The organism is Marivita sp., assembly GCF_017643905.1.
GTDB lineage: Bacteria > Pseudomonadota > Alphaproteobacteria > Rhodobacterales > Rhodobacteraceae > Marivita.
In genome coordinates, this window is the sequence record NZ_JAEPMO010000044.1 from 14,009 (window position 1) to 30,393 (window position 16,385).

Genomic DNA, 16,385 nt, shown 5'->3' on the forward strand with positions numbered 1-16,385 from the left:
CAATCCCTCAGTATTTTTGCCTTAACGGTAGTTCTGGGATGTCGTTTTGGAGGATCGCGTAGGGGATGTGAAAATCTGCACATAGTGTGTTCTGGGCTTTCTTGACCCTCGCCAAGTCGGGAAGGCGGGCGTAAAGGAAGGCCATGAAGCGCATTGTTCCCCTTGCGGATGCGAGTGACCTGCCGATCCATCGACGGCCCATCACGCTGCTGTTCCTGATGGCCATCGCCATGCCCCTGTCCTTTGCGACATGGTCGGCGCTGCTCAATAACTTTGTGATCGAAGTGGCGCAGTTCGACGGGTCGGATATCGGCTGGTTGCACACGGTCCGCGAAATACCGGGCTTTCTGGCCGTGGGCGTGATCGCGGTGATCATGTTCATCCGGGAACAGACGCTTGCCATGATCTCGCTTGCCATGTTGGGGGTGGCCACGGCTATCACGGCTTTTTTCCCCTCAATGGGGGGATTGCTGTTCGTGACGCTGATCAGTTCGATCGGATTTCACTATTATGAAACGGTGAACCAATCGCTGCAGCTTCAATGGCTGCCCAAGGACCGCGCGCCGCAGATGCTGGGGTTGCTGGTTTCAGCAGCCTCCGCAGCGACACTTGTCGCTTATGCCGCGATCGTTGTGACATGGCGCGCCTACGACCTGAGCTACAATTTCGTCTATATCGTGTCCGGCGCGTTGACGCTGATCATCGTGGCCTATTGCGTAGTGATGATGCCGCATTTCGAAGCGCCCAACCCGCAGGTCAAAAAGTTCGTCCTGCGCAAACGGTACTGGCTTTATTACGCGCTGCAGTTCATGTCGGGGGCCCGCCGGCAAATCTTTGTCGTCTTCGCCGCGTTCATGATGGTTGAACGGTTCGGTCTCGACGTGGATCAGATCACCAAGCTGATGCTGGTCACGCTTGTGGGGAACATGGTGCTTGCCCCGATGCTGGGACAGGTCGTTCACCGCTTTGGCGAGCGCAACGCGATGGTTGTGGAATATGTCGGGTTGGTGATCGTTTTCGTTCTCTACGGCGGGATTTACTGGTTTGGCTGGGGCGTGATGCTGGCCACCGTGCTTTACATTGTGAACAATATTTTCTTTGCGCTTGCGCTGGCCTTGAAGACCTATTTCCAGAAGATCGCCGATCCCGGGGATATCGCCCCGACCGCGGCGGTCGCGTTCACCATAAACCACATCGCGGCTGTGTTCTTGCCGGCGGTGCTTGGCTATCTCTGGCTGATCTCACCCGGTGCGGTGTTTGCATTGGCGGCGGGCATGGCGTGTGTGTCGTTGATGCTGGCGCTGATGATCCCGCGCCATCCTGAACCTGGAAACGAGACCGTGTTCTCGGCCTATGTCGCCGCCCCGGCGGAGTAAGCTTGCGGCGACTTGGGCTTCGTGGCAGAGGGGCAGCGCTGCCCCTGATCGAGAAAGACCGACCTCATGACCACCTTCACCGCCTATACCACCCTGTCCAACAAAGACTCGGCGGAAGCCTTGGGCGCTGCCTTGGAAGAGTTGAGCAACGAGCCCTATGGCGTCGGTGTGTTCGAAATCGAAGATGGCAGCGGAATGTGGGAAGTCGGCGGCTATTTCCTCGAAGCCCCTGACGAGGTGCAGCTCGCGCTCTTGGCCGCAGCGCATGGCGCAAATCCGTTTGTCGTTTCCGAACTTCCGGAAACCGATTGGGTTGCCAAGGTGCGGCGGGAACTGGTTCCGGTGCATGCCGGGCGGTTTTATGTTTACGGTAGTCATAACGCCGACACCGTGCCCGAAGGCGTGGAGCCTCTGTTGATCGAGGCGGCGATGGCGTTTGGCACAGGGCATCACGGGACAACGCAAGGCTGTCTTAGGGCGCTCGACCGCCTGATCGAAGCGGGCGTGGTCTGTCACAACGTGGCCGATATCGGCTGTGGAACAGCGGTGCTTGCGATGGCGGCGGCCCGGGTTTGGCCCGAGACCGTGCTCGCCAGCGACATGGATCAGGTGGCGGTAGAAGTGGCCGAAGCGAACGTGGCGGCGAACGACCTCGCCGGTCGGGTGATCTGCCTTGAGGCGCTGGGCTTCGAACATCCGCAACTGCACGAAGCCGCGCCGTTCGATCTGGTCTTTGCGAACATCCTCAAACAGCCGTTGATCGACCTTGCCCCGGACATGGCCAGCCACCTTGCACCGGGGGGATTCGCGATCCTTTCGGGCATCCTGAACGATCAAGGCGATGAAGTGGCAGAGGTTTATGCACGGAATGGCATCAATACCTGGCACCGCGAAGAGATTGGTGACTGGACGACGCTGACGCTTAAAAAAGCCGGGTCTTAAACGCGCCGCAATTTCCAGTTTTTGCGGATTTTCGCCGCAATTCGAACGGATTTGCCACGTTTGCCCCATTCTTGCCACATTCCGCCCCTATCTCGGTCACATCCGGTGGGGGCCGGAACAAAGGCTGCTTCACATGACCAAACAGCAGGACATGTTTGACGAACGGTACCGCCGGGTGCTCAAGCGTCATCGCCAATTGTCGCGTGGCTACGTCACAAAAATCGAAAAAACCGGTGTGATCGTACATAAGCCGATCCGCCATGTCCGCGAGGCGTTTTCGTTCTCGGCTTTGCTTTTGCCGTTCGGCATTCTTTTTGTGCTCAAAGCCGCCATCGTGACTGTCTTGGGCGAAGAAGGGTATCGCCAACAGGTTGATCTTTTGCGCGAAGGGGGCTTTGTCGAACAGATGGGCGCCGTATTCATGCAGATCGATCCGATCACCGCGCCGCTGTCCCGCCTGCTGAGCTACATTATCGGCTGATCTCTCTCCGCCTTACTCGCTCTTGCTCACAAAAGAAAAGCCGTGTCAGGGAGACTGACACGGCTTTTGTCGTTCTTCGATTTTGCGGAACAACTCAGAACGAGTTGATGTCGCCGCGTGTCAGACCGATGTCTTCCAGTTCGTGATCGCTGAGCTGGCTGAGCGCGGTGCGGGTCTGACGGGAATCGTTCCACGCGGTGAACGCTGCGATCAGGGAAGCTGCAAAACCGCCGAAGCCTTTTGAGCTTGCGGCATAGGTGGGGCGGGATGTGTCAAAAGCGGCCATGGCCATGTTCCTTGGGTGAATTGGGGAGAGTTTCTTTGTGAGCCGCATCTAGTTGCGGAAAATGGCGTCTTCAATTGCCCTTTTCGCATAGTTTTTATGCGATTTGTGCATGGCTCTTGGCATAGTTTTTCTGCGCCTGCGAAAGGTGATAAATGCGACAAGTTTTGCGTCGTTTTTGGGCCTCCGCATCCAGAGTCGACCTCTCGGAGATCATTTTCGACATCGGCCTTCGGTGGTCATTCCTGTTTTGAGTGCTTGGCGTTTGTTCGCGTTTCGTGCTAGCCGTGATACAAAAGCAACAAAGGCGCGAGCAGAATGCGTGTTTTGGGGATTGATCCGGGCCTGCGTTTCCTTGGTTGGGGCGTGATCGAGGCCGAAGGAAGCCGTTTGCGCCATGTCGCGAACGGTGTTTGCCTGTCGGGAACGGGGGAATTGGCGATGCGCCTTTTGACCCTGCACACGGCGCTGACGGACGTTTTTCACCGGTATCAGCCCGAAACTGTCGCCATCGAAAAGACCTTTGTGAACAAGGATGCCGTGGGCACGCTGAAGCTCGGGCAGGCGCGAGGTGTGGCCTTGCTGGTGCCTGCGCAGTTCGGGTTGGAGATTGGGGAGTACTCGCCAAACTCGGTCAAGAAGACCGTTGTTGGCGTTGGCCATGCAGACAAACGGCAGGTCGAACACATGGTGAAGATGCAATTGCCCGGTGCCGAAATTCACGGCGCCGACGCGGCGGACGCCTTGGCGATCGCAATTTGCCACGCGCATCACATGACGGGGCCGGGAATGAGGATGCGGGCATGATCGGGCGGATTGCTGGGCGTATCGAATATAAAGCGGACGATCACGTGCTGATCGACGTGCGCGGCGTCGGATATATTGTCTATTGCTCGGACCGTGTGCTGTCGCAGATCGGACGGCCGGGGGAAGCGGCAGCGCTATATACGGATTTGCTGGTGCGCGAGGATATCCTCCAGCTGTTCGGCTTTCCGACGCTGGTGGAAAAGGAATGGCACCGCTTGCTGATGTCGGTGCAGGGGGTTGGCGCGAAGGCGTCGCTTGCAATCCTTGGTGCCTTGGGTCCGGACGGGGTGAGCCGCGCGATTGCGCTGGGTGACTGGAATTCCGTCAAGGCGGCCAAAGGGATCGGTCCGAAAACCGCACAGCGCGTGGTCAACGAGTTGAAGGATAAGGCGCATTCCGTCATGGCGATGGGGGGTGCCGCGTCTGTCGCGGCCAAGGCGTCGGATGATGATGCCGTGATCGAGCCGATGTCGTCTGCGCGATCTGCGCCTGTCCCCATCCCGTCTGCATCAGCGCAGGCCGAGGCTTTGTCGGCGCTCGGCAATCTCGGATACGCCCCCGGAGAAGCGGCGAGCGCCGTGGCGCAGGCGGCGGGCGATGCGCCTGATGCCGAAACACCTGCGCTGATCCGCGCGGCGCTGAAGCTCTTGGCACCGAAGGGATAGGGCTATGGGCATGCTCATCGGCCTTTTTAGGCCTCTTCGCCTTCAGACCGCGACCAAAGCCCAAACGGCATTGAGGAGCGGCCATGTCCACTGATCCGATCATGCGCCCTGAACCCTTGCCCGAGGACCGCGACCGCGCCTTGCGTCCGCAGATGCTGGACGACTTCGTTGGACAGGCCGAAGCGCGCGCCAATCTTCGCGTGTTCATCCAGTCAGCCCGGCAACGTGGCGAGGCGATGGATCATACGCTGTTCCACGGACCTCCCGGCCTTGGAAAAACCACGCTGGCCCAGATCATGGCGCGCGAGCTTGGCGTCGGCTTTCGCATGACCTCGGGGCCGGTTCTGGCCAAGGCAGGCGATCTGGCGGCGATCCTGACCAATCTGGAAGCGCGGGATGTACTGTTCATCGACGAAATCCACCGCCTGAACCCGGCGGTGGAAGAGGTGCTGTATCCAGCGCTTGAGGATTACGAACTGGATCTGGTGATTGGTGAGGGGCCTGCGGCGCGGACCGTTCGGATCGAATTGCAGCCGTTCACGCTGGTCGGTGCAACGACGCGTCTGGGTTTGTTGACCACGCCTTTGCGCGATCGTTTCGGGATCCCGACGCGGCTGAATTTCTATACTGAGGACGAACTGAACTTGATTGTTGCCCGCAACGCGGTGAAGCTTGGGGTTGAAGCGGCCCCAGAGGGTACGCGCGAGATTGCCCGCCGGTCGCGGGGCACGCCACGGATTGCCGGTCGGTTGTTGCGCCGCGTGGTCGACTTTGCTGTCGTCGAGGGCAATGGCATCGTGACCAAGGAGCTTGCCGACGGTGCGTTGACCCGTCTTGGGGTGGATGGCCTTGGCCTTGATGGTGCGGACCGACGGTATCTGCGGCTGATCGCCGAGAATTATGCCGGTGGTCCGGTTGGCATCGAGACGCTGTCGGCGGCGCTGTCGGAAAGCCGCGATGCGCTGGAAGAGGTGATCGAACCGTATCTTCTCCAGCAGGGCTTGATCCAACGCACTCCGCGCGGGCGCATGTTGGCGCAGAAAGCGTGGACACATCTGGGTATGGCGGCACCCCAGACCCCGGGACAAAGCGACCTGTTCGAGTAGGCGTGACTTGCCCATTCTGGCACCCTATGCCAGAGGTCGGACTTGCGTATTTGACAAGAGAAGAAGCAGGGGGGCGGTGCCTCATGATGGATGCAGCCGAGGTGGAGCGCTGTTTCACGCGCTCGGACGGAAGCTACCTGTTTGCTCGCTGGGGGCGGCCAATTGCGCCCATTGTTTTCGGGGTCGAAGATACGACCTTGGCCGTTGTCAAAGGGGCGTTGGAGGCGGTCTGCGCGATGGCTGGGCATCACATGGCGGAAACCGATCCCGAACTTGGCACCAACGTGATGTTCTTTTTCTTCCGCGATTGGGTCGAATTGCTGGATGTGCCTGATCTGGATCGCCTGATCGACGGATTGGCCCCTTTGGTGTCCAAACTCTCACATGCGGAGGCGAACCAGTACAGGGTGTTCCGGTTCGACGAGGCGGGGGCGATCAAGGCTTGTTTCGTGTTTTTGCGCATGGATGACGTCATGTCCGCTCAGCCTGCCGAAACCCTCGCACTGAGCCAGGCGGTGCAATCAATGGTGCTGTGGTCGGACCTGGCGTTTACTGACAGGTCGCCGCTGGGACAGTTGGAAGATGGGCGCGTGGTCTTGCGGCCCGAGATCGGTGCGCTGATCCGGGCGGCCTACGATCCCGTGATGCCCGCGATGGCCAATGATGCCAGCCATGCGCTGCGGCTCGCCGCGCGGACGCAGGTGGCGCAGGGAGGTATGAGCTGATGGTCCACACATTGCCGGTTCGTGTGTATTACGAGGACACAGACATGGGTGGCATTGTCTATTATGCCAATTACCTGCGATACATCGAGCGGGCGCGGTCGGACTGGGTGCGATCGCTTGGCGTCGATCAGAACGCCATGCGGGAAAAAGACGGTGTGGTCTTCGTGGTTCGGCGCGTCGAGGCCGATTACCTCAAGCCTGCGAAATTCGACGATGAACTTTTGGTGCGTACCGTCGTCAAGGCGGTGACCGGCGTGCGGCTGATCATGTCGCAAGAGGTTATACGTGGTGATGATTTGCTGTTTCAGGCCGAAGTGACAGTGGTTTGCGTGGGCGAAGGAGGTACGCCGGCGCGGCTTCCGGCGAATATCCGCCGTCGTATTCACTAGCCTGGCGGAAACCGCATGTTCTGACGCCAATGTGTTGGCGTTTCCCCTGCAATTGCGGTAATGATACTGCTAATCAGAGCCCAACCAATCAGGGCCAACCGGCTAAAGAGCAGGCAGATGGAAGCAGAAACACTTGCGCTGGCGCAGGAGATTGATTTCTCCATGTGGGGCCTTTTCGCGCGCGCCACCCTTACAGTGAAGATCGTCATGATCATGCTGATGCTGGCATCGTTCTGGGCGTGGGCGATCATCTTCGAAAAGATCATCGCGTATCGCAAGGCACGGGCCGAGGCGGCGGAGTTCGATCGGGCCTTCTGGTCGGGCGAGCCGCTGGATGAATTGTTCGACCAGATCGGTCCGGAACCGGAGGGCCGTGCGAAAAAGGTCTTTGCGGCGGGCATGACTGAATGGCGACGGTCACACCGGGATGATGGCGGTTTGATCGCAGGCGCTCATGCGCGCATCGACCGGTCGATGGATGTGGCCATCCAGAAAGAGGCTGAGGATTTGCAGAAGAACCTCGCGGTTCTGGCGACGGTTGGCTCGGTCGCGCCGTTCGTCGGTCTGTTCGGCACTGTCTGGGGGATCATGCATGCCTTTGTCGAGATCGCGCAGCAGCAGAACACATCGCTGGTTGTCGTGGCACCCGGTATCGCCGAGGCGCTGTTGGCCACCGGTCTGGGTCTTTTGGCGGCGATCCCGGCCGTGGTGTTCTACAACAAGTTGTCGGCCGACAGTGACCGTATCCTCGCAGGCTACGAATCTTTTGCCGATGAGTTTTCGACCATTCTCAGCCGCCAGTTGGACAGCTGAGCGATGGGGGGTGGCGTCGTCAAATCGGGCGGAGGCGGCGGGCGCAGGCGGCGCAAGAGCCGCGCTATGCCGATGTCGGAAATAAACGTCACGCCCTTTGTCGACGTGATGATGGTGCTCTTGATCATCTTCATGGTGGCGGCCCCGTTGTTGACCGTCGGTGTTCCGGTCGAGTTGCCCAAGACCGCGGCCTCGGCCCTGCCGTCCGAAACCGAAGAGCCGTTGACGGTGACCATCTCTGCCGACGGGATCGTGTCGATCCAGAATACGGAAGTGCCGCGTGAAGACCTAGTCCCGCGACTGCGGGCGATTGCTGCCGAACGGGCGGATGACCGCGTCTTCTTGCGGGCCGATGGCACCGTCACATATGAAGTGGTTGCCCAGATCATGGGCGCGCTGAACGCTGGTGGTTTCAGTTCGATTGGGCTGGTGACCGATATCGGGGGTCCGGCGCTTGACGGGTCGGATGGCTGAGGCGCGCAGTGCATACGGGCCATTATATCTCGGGAGGTGCCCATGGGATTCTGTTTCTCTGGGCGCTGTTCGGCGGCATGTTTCGCAGTGATCCACCAGAGCTCCAGGTGGCGGATGTCTCGGTCATTTCCGAGGCGCAGTTCGCCGCCATGATGCAGACGCAGGCGGCACCAACGCTGGGCGAAGAACCCGCAGCCTTGCCACAACCCGAGATCGCTGAGCAGCCGCCGCAGCCACCTGTTGCGGACGTACAGCCGACGCCACCCCCAGAGCCCGCAGAGCCTGAGGTGGTGCAGCCCGATCCCCTACCGCTGCCTGTGCCTCTGACGCCTGAACCCGAAGTGGCGGAAACCCCGCCGCAACCGCCCGCCCCGGTCCCCGTGCCCGAGGTCGAGGCGCCCGAAGTGGCCTTGCGCCCGATCCCGCGCCCGGCGGATCGTGTCGCCCCCGAGGCCGTGCCGGAGCCCGCGCCCGAAGCCGACGTCGCGCCCAATGTGCAGGAAACGATTGAGCGGTCAGATACGCCCGATGTGACCGAGGCCGAGGAACTACAGGCCACAGCCCCCGAAGCTGCGGCGACAGAGATCGTGACTGAAGCGGAAGAACCAGCGCGTGCGCCTGTCGCATCAGTGCGCCCGCAGGTGCGTCCGAACCGTCCTGCGCCGACACCACCGCAAACGGCCGAAGCTCCGACAGAGCCCGCACCTACGCCTGCAGCCGAGCCTGCGCCGGCACCGCAGCAAGACAATGCGGCGGCAGATGCCACGGCCAACGCGATTGCGGGTGCATTGGAAGAGGCTTTGGCCGGAGCAAGCACTGGCACGGCAAGTGGTCCGCCGCTCACCCAGGGGGAAACCGACGGCTTCCGCATTGCCGTGCAGGATTGCTGGGTGGTCGATGTCGGCTCGCAAGCATCCAATGTCACTGTTACGGTTGGGTTTGACATGGATCGTTCCGGCCGCGTTGTGAGTTCAAGTCTGAGATTGCTGTCGTCCGAAGGTGGCAGCGGTTCGGCGGTAGACACCGCGTTCCAAGCCGCGCGCCGGGCGATTTTGCGGTGCCAGGGCGATGGGTATAGCCTGCCGCCAGAAAAGTTTGACCAGTGGAAGACCGTCGAGATGACGTTCAACCCCGAGAGTATGAGGATCCGATGAAACAGATCGTCGCGTCACTGTTGGCTGTATTGGTATGGGCGGTCAGCGCGCCGGGTGTGGTTCTGGCACAGGGCGGGCCACTCAGGATCGAGATCACGGAGGGCGTGGTCGAACCATTGCCCTATGCGGTGCCCGATTTTGTCGGGGAAACCGCAGGAGCACAGGACTTGGCGCAGCAGATCGCGCGGGTGGTTGCAGACGACCTGACCGGAACTGGCCTGTTCCGTGAAGTCCCGCGTGAGGCGCATATCAGCCAGATCACAAGCTTTGGCAGTCCGGTGCAATTTGCCGACTGGAAGGCGATCAATGCGCAGGCGCTGATCACCGGAGCGGTCAGTTCCGAAGCTGGGCGTATCGTGGTGAAGTTCCGCGTGTGGGACGTGTTCGCCGGTACGGAGCTGGGGCAGGGCATGCAGTTCGCGGGAACGCCGGATGGCTGGCGGCGCATGGCGCACAAGGTGGCCGATCAGGTCTATAGCCGGATCACAGGCGAGTCGGGGTATTTCGACAGCCGCGTGGTGTTCGTGTCGGAAAGCGGTCCGAAAGATCAGCGCGCCAAACGGCTTGCTGTCATGGATTACGACGGCGCCAATGTGCAGTACCTGACCGGGGGCAACGCTCTTGTTCTGGCACCGCGCTTTTCGGAAAACGGACAGCGGGTGCTCTATACAAGCTACGAAACCGGCATGCCGCGTGTTCACGTGCTCGAGGTGGGAACGGTTCAAAGCCGTATCCTGCAAGGGCAGGATGGTGTGATGAGCTTTGCACCGCGGTTTGCGCCGAACGGGCAGACCGTCGTCTACTCGCTCACCCAAGGGTCGAACACAGATATCTGGGCCATGGATATCGGCAGCGGCGGGACGCGCCAGTTGACGAACGCGCCGTCGATCGAAACCGCGCCGAGCTATTCGCCCGATGGCAGCCAGATCGTGTTCGAGAGCGACCGGTCAGGCACGCAGCAGTTGTACGTTATGCCCGCCTCTGGTGGCGAGGCGCGGCGGATCAGTTTTGGTCAGGGGCGCTATTCCACTCCGGTCTGGTCGCCGCGCGGTGACATGATTGCCTTTACAAAGCAGAATGCGGGGCGGTTCCACATCGGTGTGATGCGGACAGACGGGTCCGAAGAACGGCTTTTGACGGCCTCCTTCCTAGATGAAGGTCCGACATGGGCACCGAATGGCCGCGTCATCATGTTCGCACGCGAAACGCAGGGCGCGCAGGGGTCTTCGTCGCTTTATACGGTGGATATCTCGGGTCGGAACCTCAAGCGCGTGCGCACGCCCGAAGGTGCGTCGGACCCAAGCTGGGGGCCGCTCCAGTGACGAGCGCATGTTCACCAGAAATTTATATGCGGCTGTCAGAATTTTCGTACGAAAATTCGGGCGCAGCGCAGACGACTAGGCGCAGCGATACGGCTGTGGTAGTTTTGAACCAATCATAAGAGAGCAGGACATCCCATGCGACTAACCGCAAAACTCACGATGCTGATGGCCGTTCTGGCCGTGTCGGCCTGTACCAATGCCAATCGCTTTGACAATGATGCCGTGGACCTCAACGCGGCAACCGGCAGTGCCGGGGGCATCTTGCACGGCAGTGCGAGCGATCCAAGTTCGCCCGCCTATTTTCAGCAGACCGTCGGTGACCGCGTTCTGTTCGCCGTCGATCAATCTTCGCTCAGCCCCGAAGCGCGGGCCACGCTGGATGGTCAGGCACAGTGGTTGCTGACCAATTCCGACTATAATGCGGTGATCGAAGGCCATGCCGATGAGCAGGGCACCCGCGCCTACAACCTCGCGCTGGGCGCGCGTCGCGCCAATGCGGTGATGGAATACCTGATCGGGCAAGGCATTCCGTCCAGCCGGCTGCGCTTTGTGAGCTACGGCAAGGAACGCCCGATTGAGATCTGCTCGGACGAATCCTGTTACTCCAAGAACCGGCGGGCTGTGACAATCATTTCCGCCGGATTGACAGGCTGACGGAGATCACAATGCGTTTGAGGGGGATTTTTCTGGGATGTGCTTTGGCCTTTGCTCCGCTTGCGGGGCAGGCGCAGGAAACGCTTGCAGATATCCGGCAGGACATGTCGGTGCTGTTTGTCGAGATCCAGAAGCTCAAACGCGAGCTGAGCACAACCGGAGGATCCTCGCTTGCTTTGCCAGCAGGTGCGTTGGACCGGCTCTATGCGATCGAAAGCGAATTGCAGCGTCTTACGGCCAAGACCGAAGAACTGGAATTCCGCGTCGGGCGCGTGGCCGAAGACGGCGCGCAGCGTCTTGGCGATCTGGAATTCCGGTTGTGCGAGCTGGAGACCGGCTGCGACATCGGCGCGTTGGGTCAGACCCCGACGCTTGGCGGCGTTCCCCAGTCGCCCAGCGTCCCTTCCGTCCAGCCTGCAGCACCACAGGCGGGTGGCACGCAATTGGCAGTTGGCGAAGAAACGGACTTTCGGCGAGCCGGGGAGGCGCTCGCCAACAGTGACTTTCAATCCGCCGCAGACCAGTTTGCGGCCTTTCGCCAGACCTATCCGGGCGGACCGCTAGAAGCGCAGGCGCTGGTGGCCGAAGGCCGGGCGCTTGAAGGATTGGGCAACACGCGGGATGCGGCGCGCCGCTATCTCGAGGCATATGCCGGCTATCCCAACGATGCCGCCGGTCCAGAGGCGCTGTGGCGACTGGGCGCGGCGTTGGGGGCGCTTGGGAACCTGGCCGAGGCGTGTGTGACGCTGAACGAGGTGGCTGGCCGTTATCCGGGCAGCAGCGATGCGATTGCGCAGGCCGATGCCGCCAAAGACCGGCTGAGTTGTCAGTGACCGATACGCCGCTGTTGCAGCGGTTCGCGGACGCGATGGGGCACTTGCTTGGCCCCGATTTTCCCTCCGATCTCGGATTGGCCGTCTCCGGTGGCGGTGACAGCATGGCAATGCTGTACCTCGCGCATAACTGGACCCGCACCTATGGTATTCGACTTTGGGTGGCGACGGTCGATCACGGCTTGCGCCCGGAAAGTGCCGTTGAGGCCGATATGGTCGCGGAAGAATGTGCGGCACTCGGATGGCCGCATGCCACGCTGCGCTGGCATTGGGACGGGGTAGGCAATGTGCAGGATGCGGCGCGCCGGGCAAGGTTGTCTCTGATCGACCAGTGGCGCGGAGACCTGCGCCACGTCCTCTTCGCACATACACTCGACGATCAGGCGGAAACCTTCTTGATGCGGCTGGCGCGGGGGTCGGGAGTCGACGGGCTGTCGGGTATGCAAGCGGCGCGGAGTGTTGCACCGTATGCGGGATCTGCGCCTGCGCTTGCTGCTGACGATATTTCGGGGATTGCGCCGCCACGGGACAACAGCCAACCGGGCTATCATGTGCTGCGCCCTTGCCTCGAGATGCAGCGTTCAGAGCTTCGGCACTACCTTCAGGTCCTGAAAGGCCGATGGGTGGAGGACCCTAGCAATGACAACCGTGATTTCGAGCGCGTGCGCGTTCGCCAATTGTTAAGACATTTGAGCGAGGAAGGGATCACGGCAACCGTTCTTTCGGATACGGCGCGGCGCATGGCCCGTGCGCGCGACGGATTGAAAGCTCGGCTGGTCGACGCGGTTCGTTCGCTGTCATCCGCTGCACCTCTGGGACAGGTGCGCATTGACCGCGATGGGTTTGCGGCTCTGGACGAGGAAACGCGCCTGCGGCTGCTCACTGCAGGGCTATGCTATGTCGCGGGTGCAGAATACAGGCCGCGCGCTGCATCAAGCGAGGCGCTACTGACGCAGGTTCTGTCCGGCGGCGGTGGCACGCTGCATGGCGCGGAAGTGCTGGTGGAAAAAGCTTACCTGCGGATTGTCCGAGAAGGGGCTGCCGTTGCCGGGGTGGACACCCCATTGGGAGAGCTTTGGGACGGTCAATGGCGCTTGGTCGATCCCGCTGGCCTATGCCCCGCCGATGCAACAGTCCGCGTCTTGGGCGAAGAGGGCTGGAAACAGATCGTGGATCGGTCGGGACTTACCCTTCCCTTCCGGGCGGCTTTGGCATTGCCGTCGGTATGGTCGGACGGCACGCTTTTGGCCTGTCCCGCGCTGGGGTTTGGGCCGACACTAGATGTGTCCCGCTTTGTGCTTGGGCGGGCAGACACCGGTTTTGAGGCATTTTGTCTTTCGCATTGAACCCGCGCTGCGCATGTCTATGTTATAGGCCAAGAGACGCGGGCTTTCCCGCCCCTGTCAAATTCAGGAGAAATTTTCCTTGGGCAACGCACGAAATATCGCCTTTTGGGTCGTCCTATTCCTGTTGATCCTTGCGCTTTTCAACATCTTCTCCGGCGGTGGCAATACGCTTCAAAGCCGTGAGATCAGCTATTCCGATTTCGTGTCGGCCGTTGAAAACGACACGGTCAGCTCTGTCACACTGGACGGCGAACAGGTTCGGTTCCGCAGCGCGGACGGACAGGACTATGTGACCATAAAACCGGAAGATGCGACGGTCACCGATCTCTTGATCGCAAATGACGTTCCGATCCGCGCCGAACAGCAGCAGCAATCCGGATTCCAGTCCTTCCTGCTCAGCCTGCTTCCGTTCCTTCTTCTGATCGGTGTGTGGATCTATTTCATGAACCGGATGCAGGGCGGTGGCAAAGGCGGTGCGATGGGCTTTGGAAAGTCCAAGGCAAAACTGCTCACCGAAAAGCATGGCCGCGTGACCTTTGACGATGTCGCCGGAATCGACGAAGCCAAGGAAGAGCTTGAGGAAATCGTGGAATTCCTGCGAAATCCGCAGCGGTTCTCGCGTCTGGGCGGCAAGATCCCGAAAGGTGCATTGCTCGTCGGTCCTCCGGGTACCGGTAAGACGCTGCTCGCGCGTGCTATTGCAGGCGAAGCGGGAGTGCCTTTCTTCACAATCTCTGGTTCCGACTTTGTCGAAATGTTCGTCGGTGTTGGTGCCAGCCGTGTCCGCGATATGTTTGAACAGGCGAAAAAGAACGCGCCATGTATCGTTTTCATCGACGAGATTGACGCCGTCGGCCGCGCCCGAGGTGCCGGTTATGGCGGGGGCAACGATGAACGCGAACAGACTCTGAACCAGCTTCTGGTTGAAATGGACGGGTTCGAGGCAAACGAAGGTGTGATCATCGTCGCTGCGACCAACCGTCGTGACGTGCTGGACCCTGCTCTGCTGCGTCCGGGTCGTTTCGATCGTCAGGTTACCGTGCCGAATCCTGACATCAAGGGCCGGGAAAAGATCCTTGGTGTGCATGCGCGCAAGACGCCGTTGGGCCCGGATGTGGACCTGCGCATCATCGCGCGCGGAACTCCGGGGTTCTCGGGCGCTGATCTGGCGAACCTCGTGAACGAAGCCGCACTTATGGCGGCGCGCGTCGGGCGTCGTTTCGTGACGATGGAAGATTTCGAGAACGCCAAAGACAAAGTGATGATGGGTGCGGAACGCCGGTCCATGGTGCTGACGCCGGATCAAAAGGAAAAGACCGCCTACCACGAGGCCGGTCACGCCGTGGTTGGTCTGGCTCTTCCGCAATGTGATCCGGTCTACAAGGCAACGATCATCCCGCGCGGTGGCGCACTTGGGATGGTGGTGTCCCTGCCGGAAATCGACCGCCTGAACTGGCACAAGTCCGAATGCGAGGAAAAGCTGGCCATGACCATGGCGGGCAAGGCCGCCGAGATCATCAAATACGGCCCTGAAAACGTGTCGAACGGCCCTGCGGGGGACATTCAGCAGGCCTCTGCTCTGGCCCGTGCGATGGTGTTGCAATGGGGCATGTCCGACAAAGTGGGCAATATCGATTACCGCGAAGCTGCGGAAGGCTATAGCGGCAACACCGCCGGGTTCTCGGTGTCGGCCAACACCAAGGAAATGATCGAGCAAGAGGTGAAACGGTTCATCCAGGACGCCTACGAACGCGCCTTTGCCATCCTGACCGAGCGTGAGGATGAATGGGAACGTTTGGCGCAGGGGCTTCTGGAATACGAGACCCTGACCGGCGAAGAGATCAAACGCGTCATGCGGGGCGAATCTCCGCAGGCCGGTGACGATGATGGTCCGGGCGACGTTGCTGAAAAACCAAGCATCACGGCGATCCCGAAGACCAAGGCCAAGACCAAGGCCCGCAAGGACGACGGTGATCTGGAGCCGGAACCAACGCTCTAATCCTCTTACATTGACCGTACAAACCCCGGTGTCCTGGCGTCGGGGTTTTTCTTTGCCGCTTTGTCATCTTTCGGGTTGTCCATCGACGGAAGTCGCGTTTTCTTGCGCAAAAACGTTTCTGGAGATGTGCTGTGCCCGCCCTCAAATCTACTGATTTCACCGCCGTCGTTCGCTGGATCGGATGCGTTCCCCTTGCGGGTGAGGCGATCCTGTCGGCGCCGTTGAACCGCTTGGAGCTTGGGTTTGACGGGCCGCTCGGTGAGCGTCATTCAGGACGGACTAGACCATCCTGCAGCCGGGTCACCACGCAACATCCACGCGGAACGGACATCGCCAATGTGCGTCAATTGTCACTTCTGTCGACCGAGGATCTGACCGCGATCGCATCGGATATGGGTTTGGACGCAATCGATCCCGTCTGGTTGGGCGCAACCCTCGTGATCGAAGGGATCCCCGATTTCACATATGTGCCGCCATCGTCGCGCCTGCAGGGGCCGGACGGCGTCACGCTGATCGTGGATATGGAGAACCGCCCCTGCCACCTTCCGGCGCGAGAGATCGAAGCGGTGCATCCGGGCAAGGGAAAGGCATTCAAGACTGCCGCGCGGAATCGCCGGGGAGTGACCGCTTGGGTCGAACGACCGGGAACGCTCGCTCTGGGTGACAGCCTTCGGCTGCATGTACCTGATCAGCCGGTATGGCCACATCTGGAAGCTGCGCGTTCGTAGCGTAAACGCCGTGGTGTTTCCGATTGGCGTCGGCGCGGTAATGATCCCGCCGCAGTTTAGCCGGGAAGTGTCGGTTTCACCGTGCCACGGCTCTGGTGCACAAAGGTATGCGTGGGGCAAATGACGTTCCGAACAGGGGAGCCCTTTCATGTCGTACAAGTCGGATATTGAGATTGCGCGTGAGGCGCGGAAGCGGCCGATCGTGGAGATTGGAGAGAAGATCGGGATCGGGTCGGATGACCTTTTGCCCTATGGCCATGACAAGGCGAAGGTGAGCCAGTCGTTCAT

Annotated in this window: 19 protein-coding genes; 18 read left to right on the forward strand and 1 reads right to left on the reverse strand. The window is 60.5% G+C overall.

The features are described 5' to 3' along the window. Nucleotides 1-143: 143 nt before the first annotated feature. The 3 genes from JJ869_RS08930 (at nucleotide 144) to JJ869_RS08940 (ending at nucleotide 2,799) form a co-directional block, all read left to right on the forward strand. Complete coding sequence (locus JJ869_RS08930; protein ID WP_292266271.1) at nucleotides 144-1,376, forward strand: MFS transporter; 1,233 nt, start codon at nucleotides 144-146, stop codon at nucleotides 1,374-1,376. Nucleotides 1,377-1,442: 66 nt separating this feature from the next. Next, on the forward strand, nucleotides 1,443-2,318 hold the full coding sequence (locus JJ869_RS08935) for a 50S ribosomal protein L11 methyltransferase (RefSeq protein WP_292266272.1): 876 nt from the start codon (nucleotides 1,443-1,445) through the stop codon (nucleotides 2,316-2,318). 133 nt (nucleotides 2,319-2,451) lie between these two features. After that, the gene (locus tag JJ869_RS08940) at nucleotides 2,452-2,799 is read left to right on the forward strand and encodes a hypothetical protein (RefSeq protein WP_292266274.1); all 348 of its coding nucleotides are present in this window, start codon (nucleotides 2,452-2,454) and stop codon (nucleotides 2,797-2,799) included. A gap of 94 nt (nucleotides 2,800-2,893) precedes the next feature. On the opposite strand, the gene JJ869_RS08945 is transcribed toward JJ869_RS08940, so the two are convergent. Further along, nucleotides 2,894-3,085 (reverse strand): DUF1127 domain-containing protein, encoded by a 192-nt coding sequence (locus tag JJ869_RS08945; RefSeq protein WP_292266276.1) that lies wholly within the window; start codon nucleotides 3,083-3,085, stop codon nucleotides 2,894-2,896. Nucleotides 3,086-3,400: 315 nt separating this feature from the next. Between JJ869_RS08945 and ruvC the strand changes: the two genes are divergently transcribed. The 15 genes from ruvC to JJ869_RS09020 form a co-directional block, all read left to right on the forward strand. Beyond that, nucleotides 3,401-3,889: a crossover junction endodeoxyribonuclease RuvC gene (gene ruvC, locus JJ869_RS08950; RefSeq protein ID WP_292266278.1), complete on the forward strand. Its 489-nt coding sequence runs from the start codon at nucleotides 3,401-3,403 to the stop codon at nucleotides 3,887-3,889. Then, the gene (gene ruvA / locus JJ869_RS08955; RefSeq protein ID WP_292266281.1) at nucleotides 3,886-4,554 is read left to right on the forward strand and encodes a Holliday junction branch migration protein RuvA; all 669 of its coding nucleotides are present in this window, start codon (nucleotides 3,886-3,888) and stop codon (nucleotides 4,552-4,554) included. Before ruvC ends, ruvA begins: the two co-directional genes overlap by 4 nt. 83 nt (nucleotides 4,555-4,637) lie before the next feature. Next, nucleotides 4,638-5,660 (forward strand): Holliday junction branch migration DNA helicase RuvB, encoded by a 1,023-nt coding sequence (ruvB, locus tag JJ869_RS08960; RefSeq protein ID WP_292266285.1) that lies wholly within the window; start codon nucleotides 4,638-4,640, stop codon nucleotides 5,658-5,660. A gap of 86 nt (nucleotides 5,661-5,746) precedes the next feature. Continuing rightward, nucleotides 5,747-6,385, forward strand: coding sequence for a hypothetical protein (locus JJ869_RS08965; RefSeq protein ID WP_292266313.1), 639 nt, complete (start codon nucleotides 5,747-5,749; stop codon nucleotides 6,383-6,385). Next, nucleotides 6,385-6,774, forward strand: coding sequence for a tol-pal system-associated acyl-CoA thioesterase (gene ybgC / locus JJ869_RS08970; protein WP_292266287.1), 390 nt, complete (start codon nucleotides 6,385-6,387; stop codon nucleotides 6,772-6,774). Before JJ869_RS08965 ends, ybgC begins: the two co-directional genes overlap by 1 nt. Before the next feature lie 117 nt (nucleotides 6,775-6,891). Beyond that, a complete protein-coding gene (gene tolQ, locus JJ869_RS08975; RefSeq protein WP_292266290.1) occupies nucleotides 6,892-7,587 on the forward strand; it encodes a protein TolQ in 696 nt (231 codons plus the stop codon). 3 nt (nucleotides 7,588-7,590) lie between these two features. Next, on the forward strand, nucleotides 7,591-8,061 hold the full coding sequence (gene tolR, locus JJ869_RS08980) for a protein TolR (RefSeq protein ID WP_292266293.1): 471 nt from the start codon (nucleotides 7,591-7,593) through the stop codon (nucleotides 8,059-8,061). 8 nt (nucleotides 8,062-8,069) lie between these two features. Then, nucleotides 8,070-9,215 (forward strand): cell envelope biogenesis protein TolA, encoded by a 1,146-nt coding sequence (locus tag JJ869_RS08985; protein WP_292266295.1) that lies wholly within the window; start codon nucleotides 8,070-8,072, stop codon nucleotides 9,213-9,215. After that, entirely contained in the window at nucleotides 9,212-10,537 is a 1,326-nt protein-coding gene (tolB, locus tag JJ869_RS08990; protein ID WP_292266297.1) for a Tol-Pal system beta propeller repeat protein TolB, read from the forward strand. The genes JJ869_RS08985 and tolB overlap by 4 nt, the downstream gene beginning before the upstream one ends. Before the next feature lie 135 nt (nucleotides 10,538-10,672). Next, entirely contained in the window at nucleotides 10,673-11,191 is a 519-nt protein-coding gene (gene pal, locus JJ869_RS08995) for a peptidoglycan-associated lipoprotein Pal (protein ID WP_292266300.1), read from the forward strand. Nucleotides 11,192-11,202: 11 nt separating this feature from the next. Continuing rightward, on the forward strand, nucleotides 11,203-12,024 hold the full coding sequence (locus JJ869_RS09000; protein WP_292266302.1) for a tetratricopeptide repeat protein: 822 nt from the start codon (nucleotides 11,203-11,205) through the stop codon (nucleotides 12,022-12,024). Then, nucleotides 12,021-13,370, forward strand: a complete 1,350-nt coding sequence (gene tilS, locus JJ869_RS09005) for a tRNA lysidine(34) synthetase TilS (RefSeq protein ID WP_292266304.1) — start codon at nucleotides 12,021-12,023, stop codon at nucleotides 13,368-13,370. The genes JJ869_RS09000 and tilS overlap by 4 nt, the downstream gene beginning before the upstream one ends. A 79-nt stretch (nucleotides 13,371-13,449) precedes the next feature. Continuing rightward, a complete protein-coding gene (ftsH, locus tag JJ869_RS09010; protein ID WP_292266306.1) occupies nucleotides 13,450-15,369 on the forward strand; it encodes an ATP-dependent zinc metalloprotease FtsH in 1,920 nt (639 codons plus the stop codon). A gap of 131 nt (nucleotides 15,370-15,500) precedes the next feature. After that, nucleotides 15,501-16,097, forward strand: a complete 597-nt coding sequence (locus JJ869_RS09015; protein ID WP_292266308.1) for a sulfurase — start codon at nucleotides 15,501-15,503, stop codon at nucleotides 16,095-16,097. A 148-nt stretch (nucleotides 16,098-16,245) separates the two neighbouring features. Continuing rightward, the coding region (locus tag JJ869_RS09020) for a formate--tetrahydrofolate ligase (protein WP_292266315.1) at nucleotides 16,246-16,385 on the forward strand (140 nt) is incomplete at its 3' end.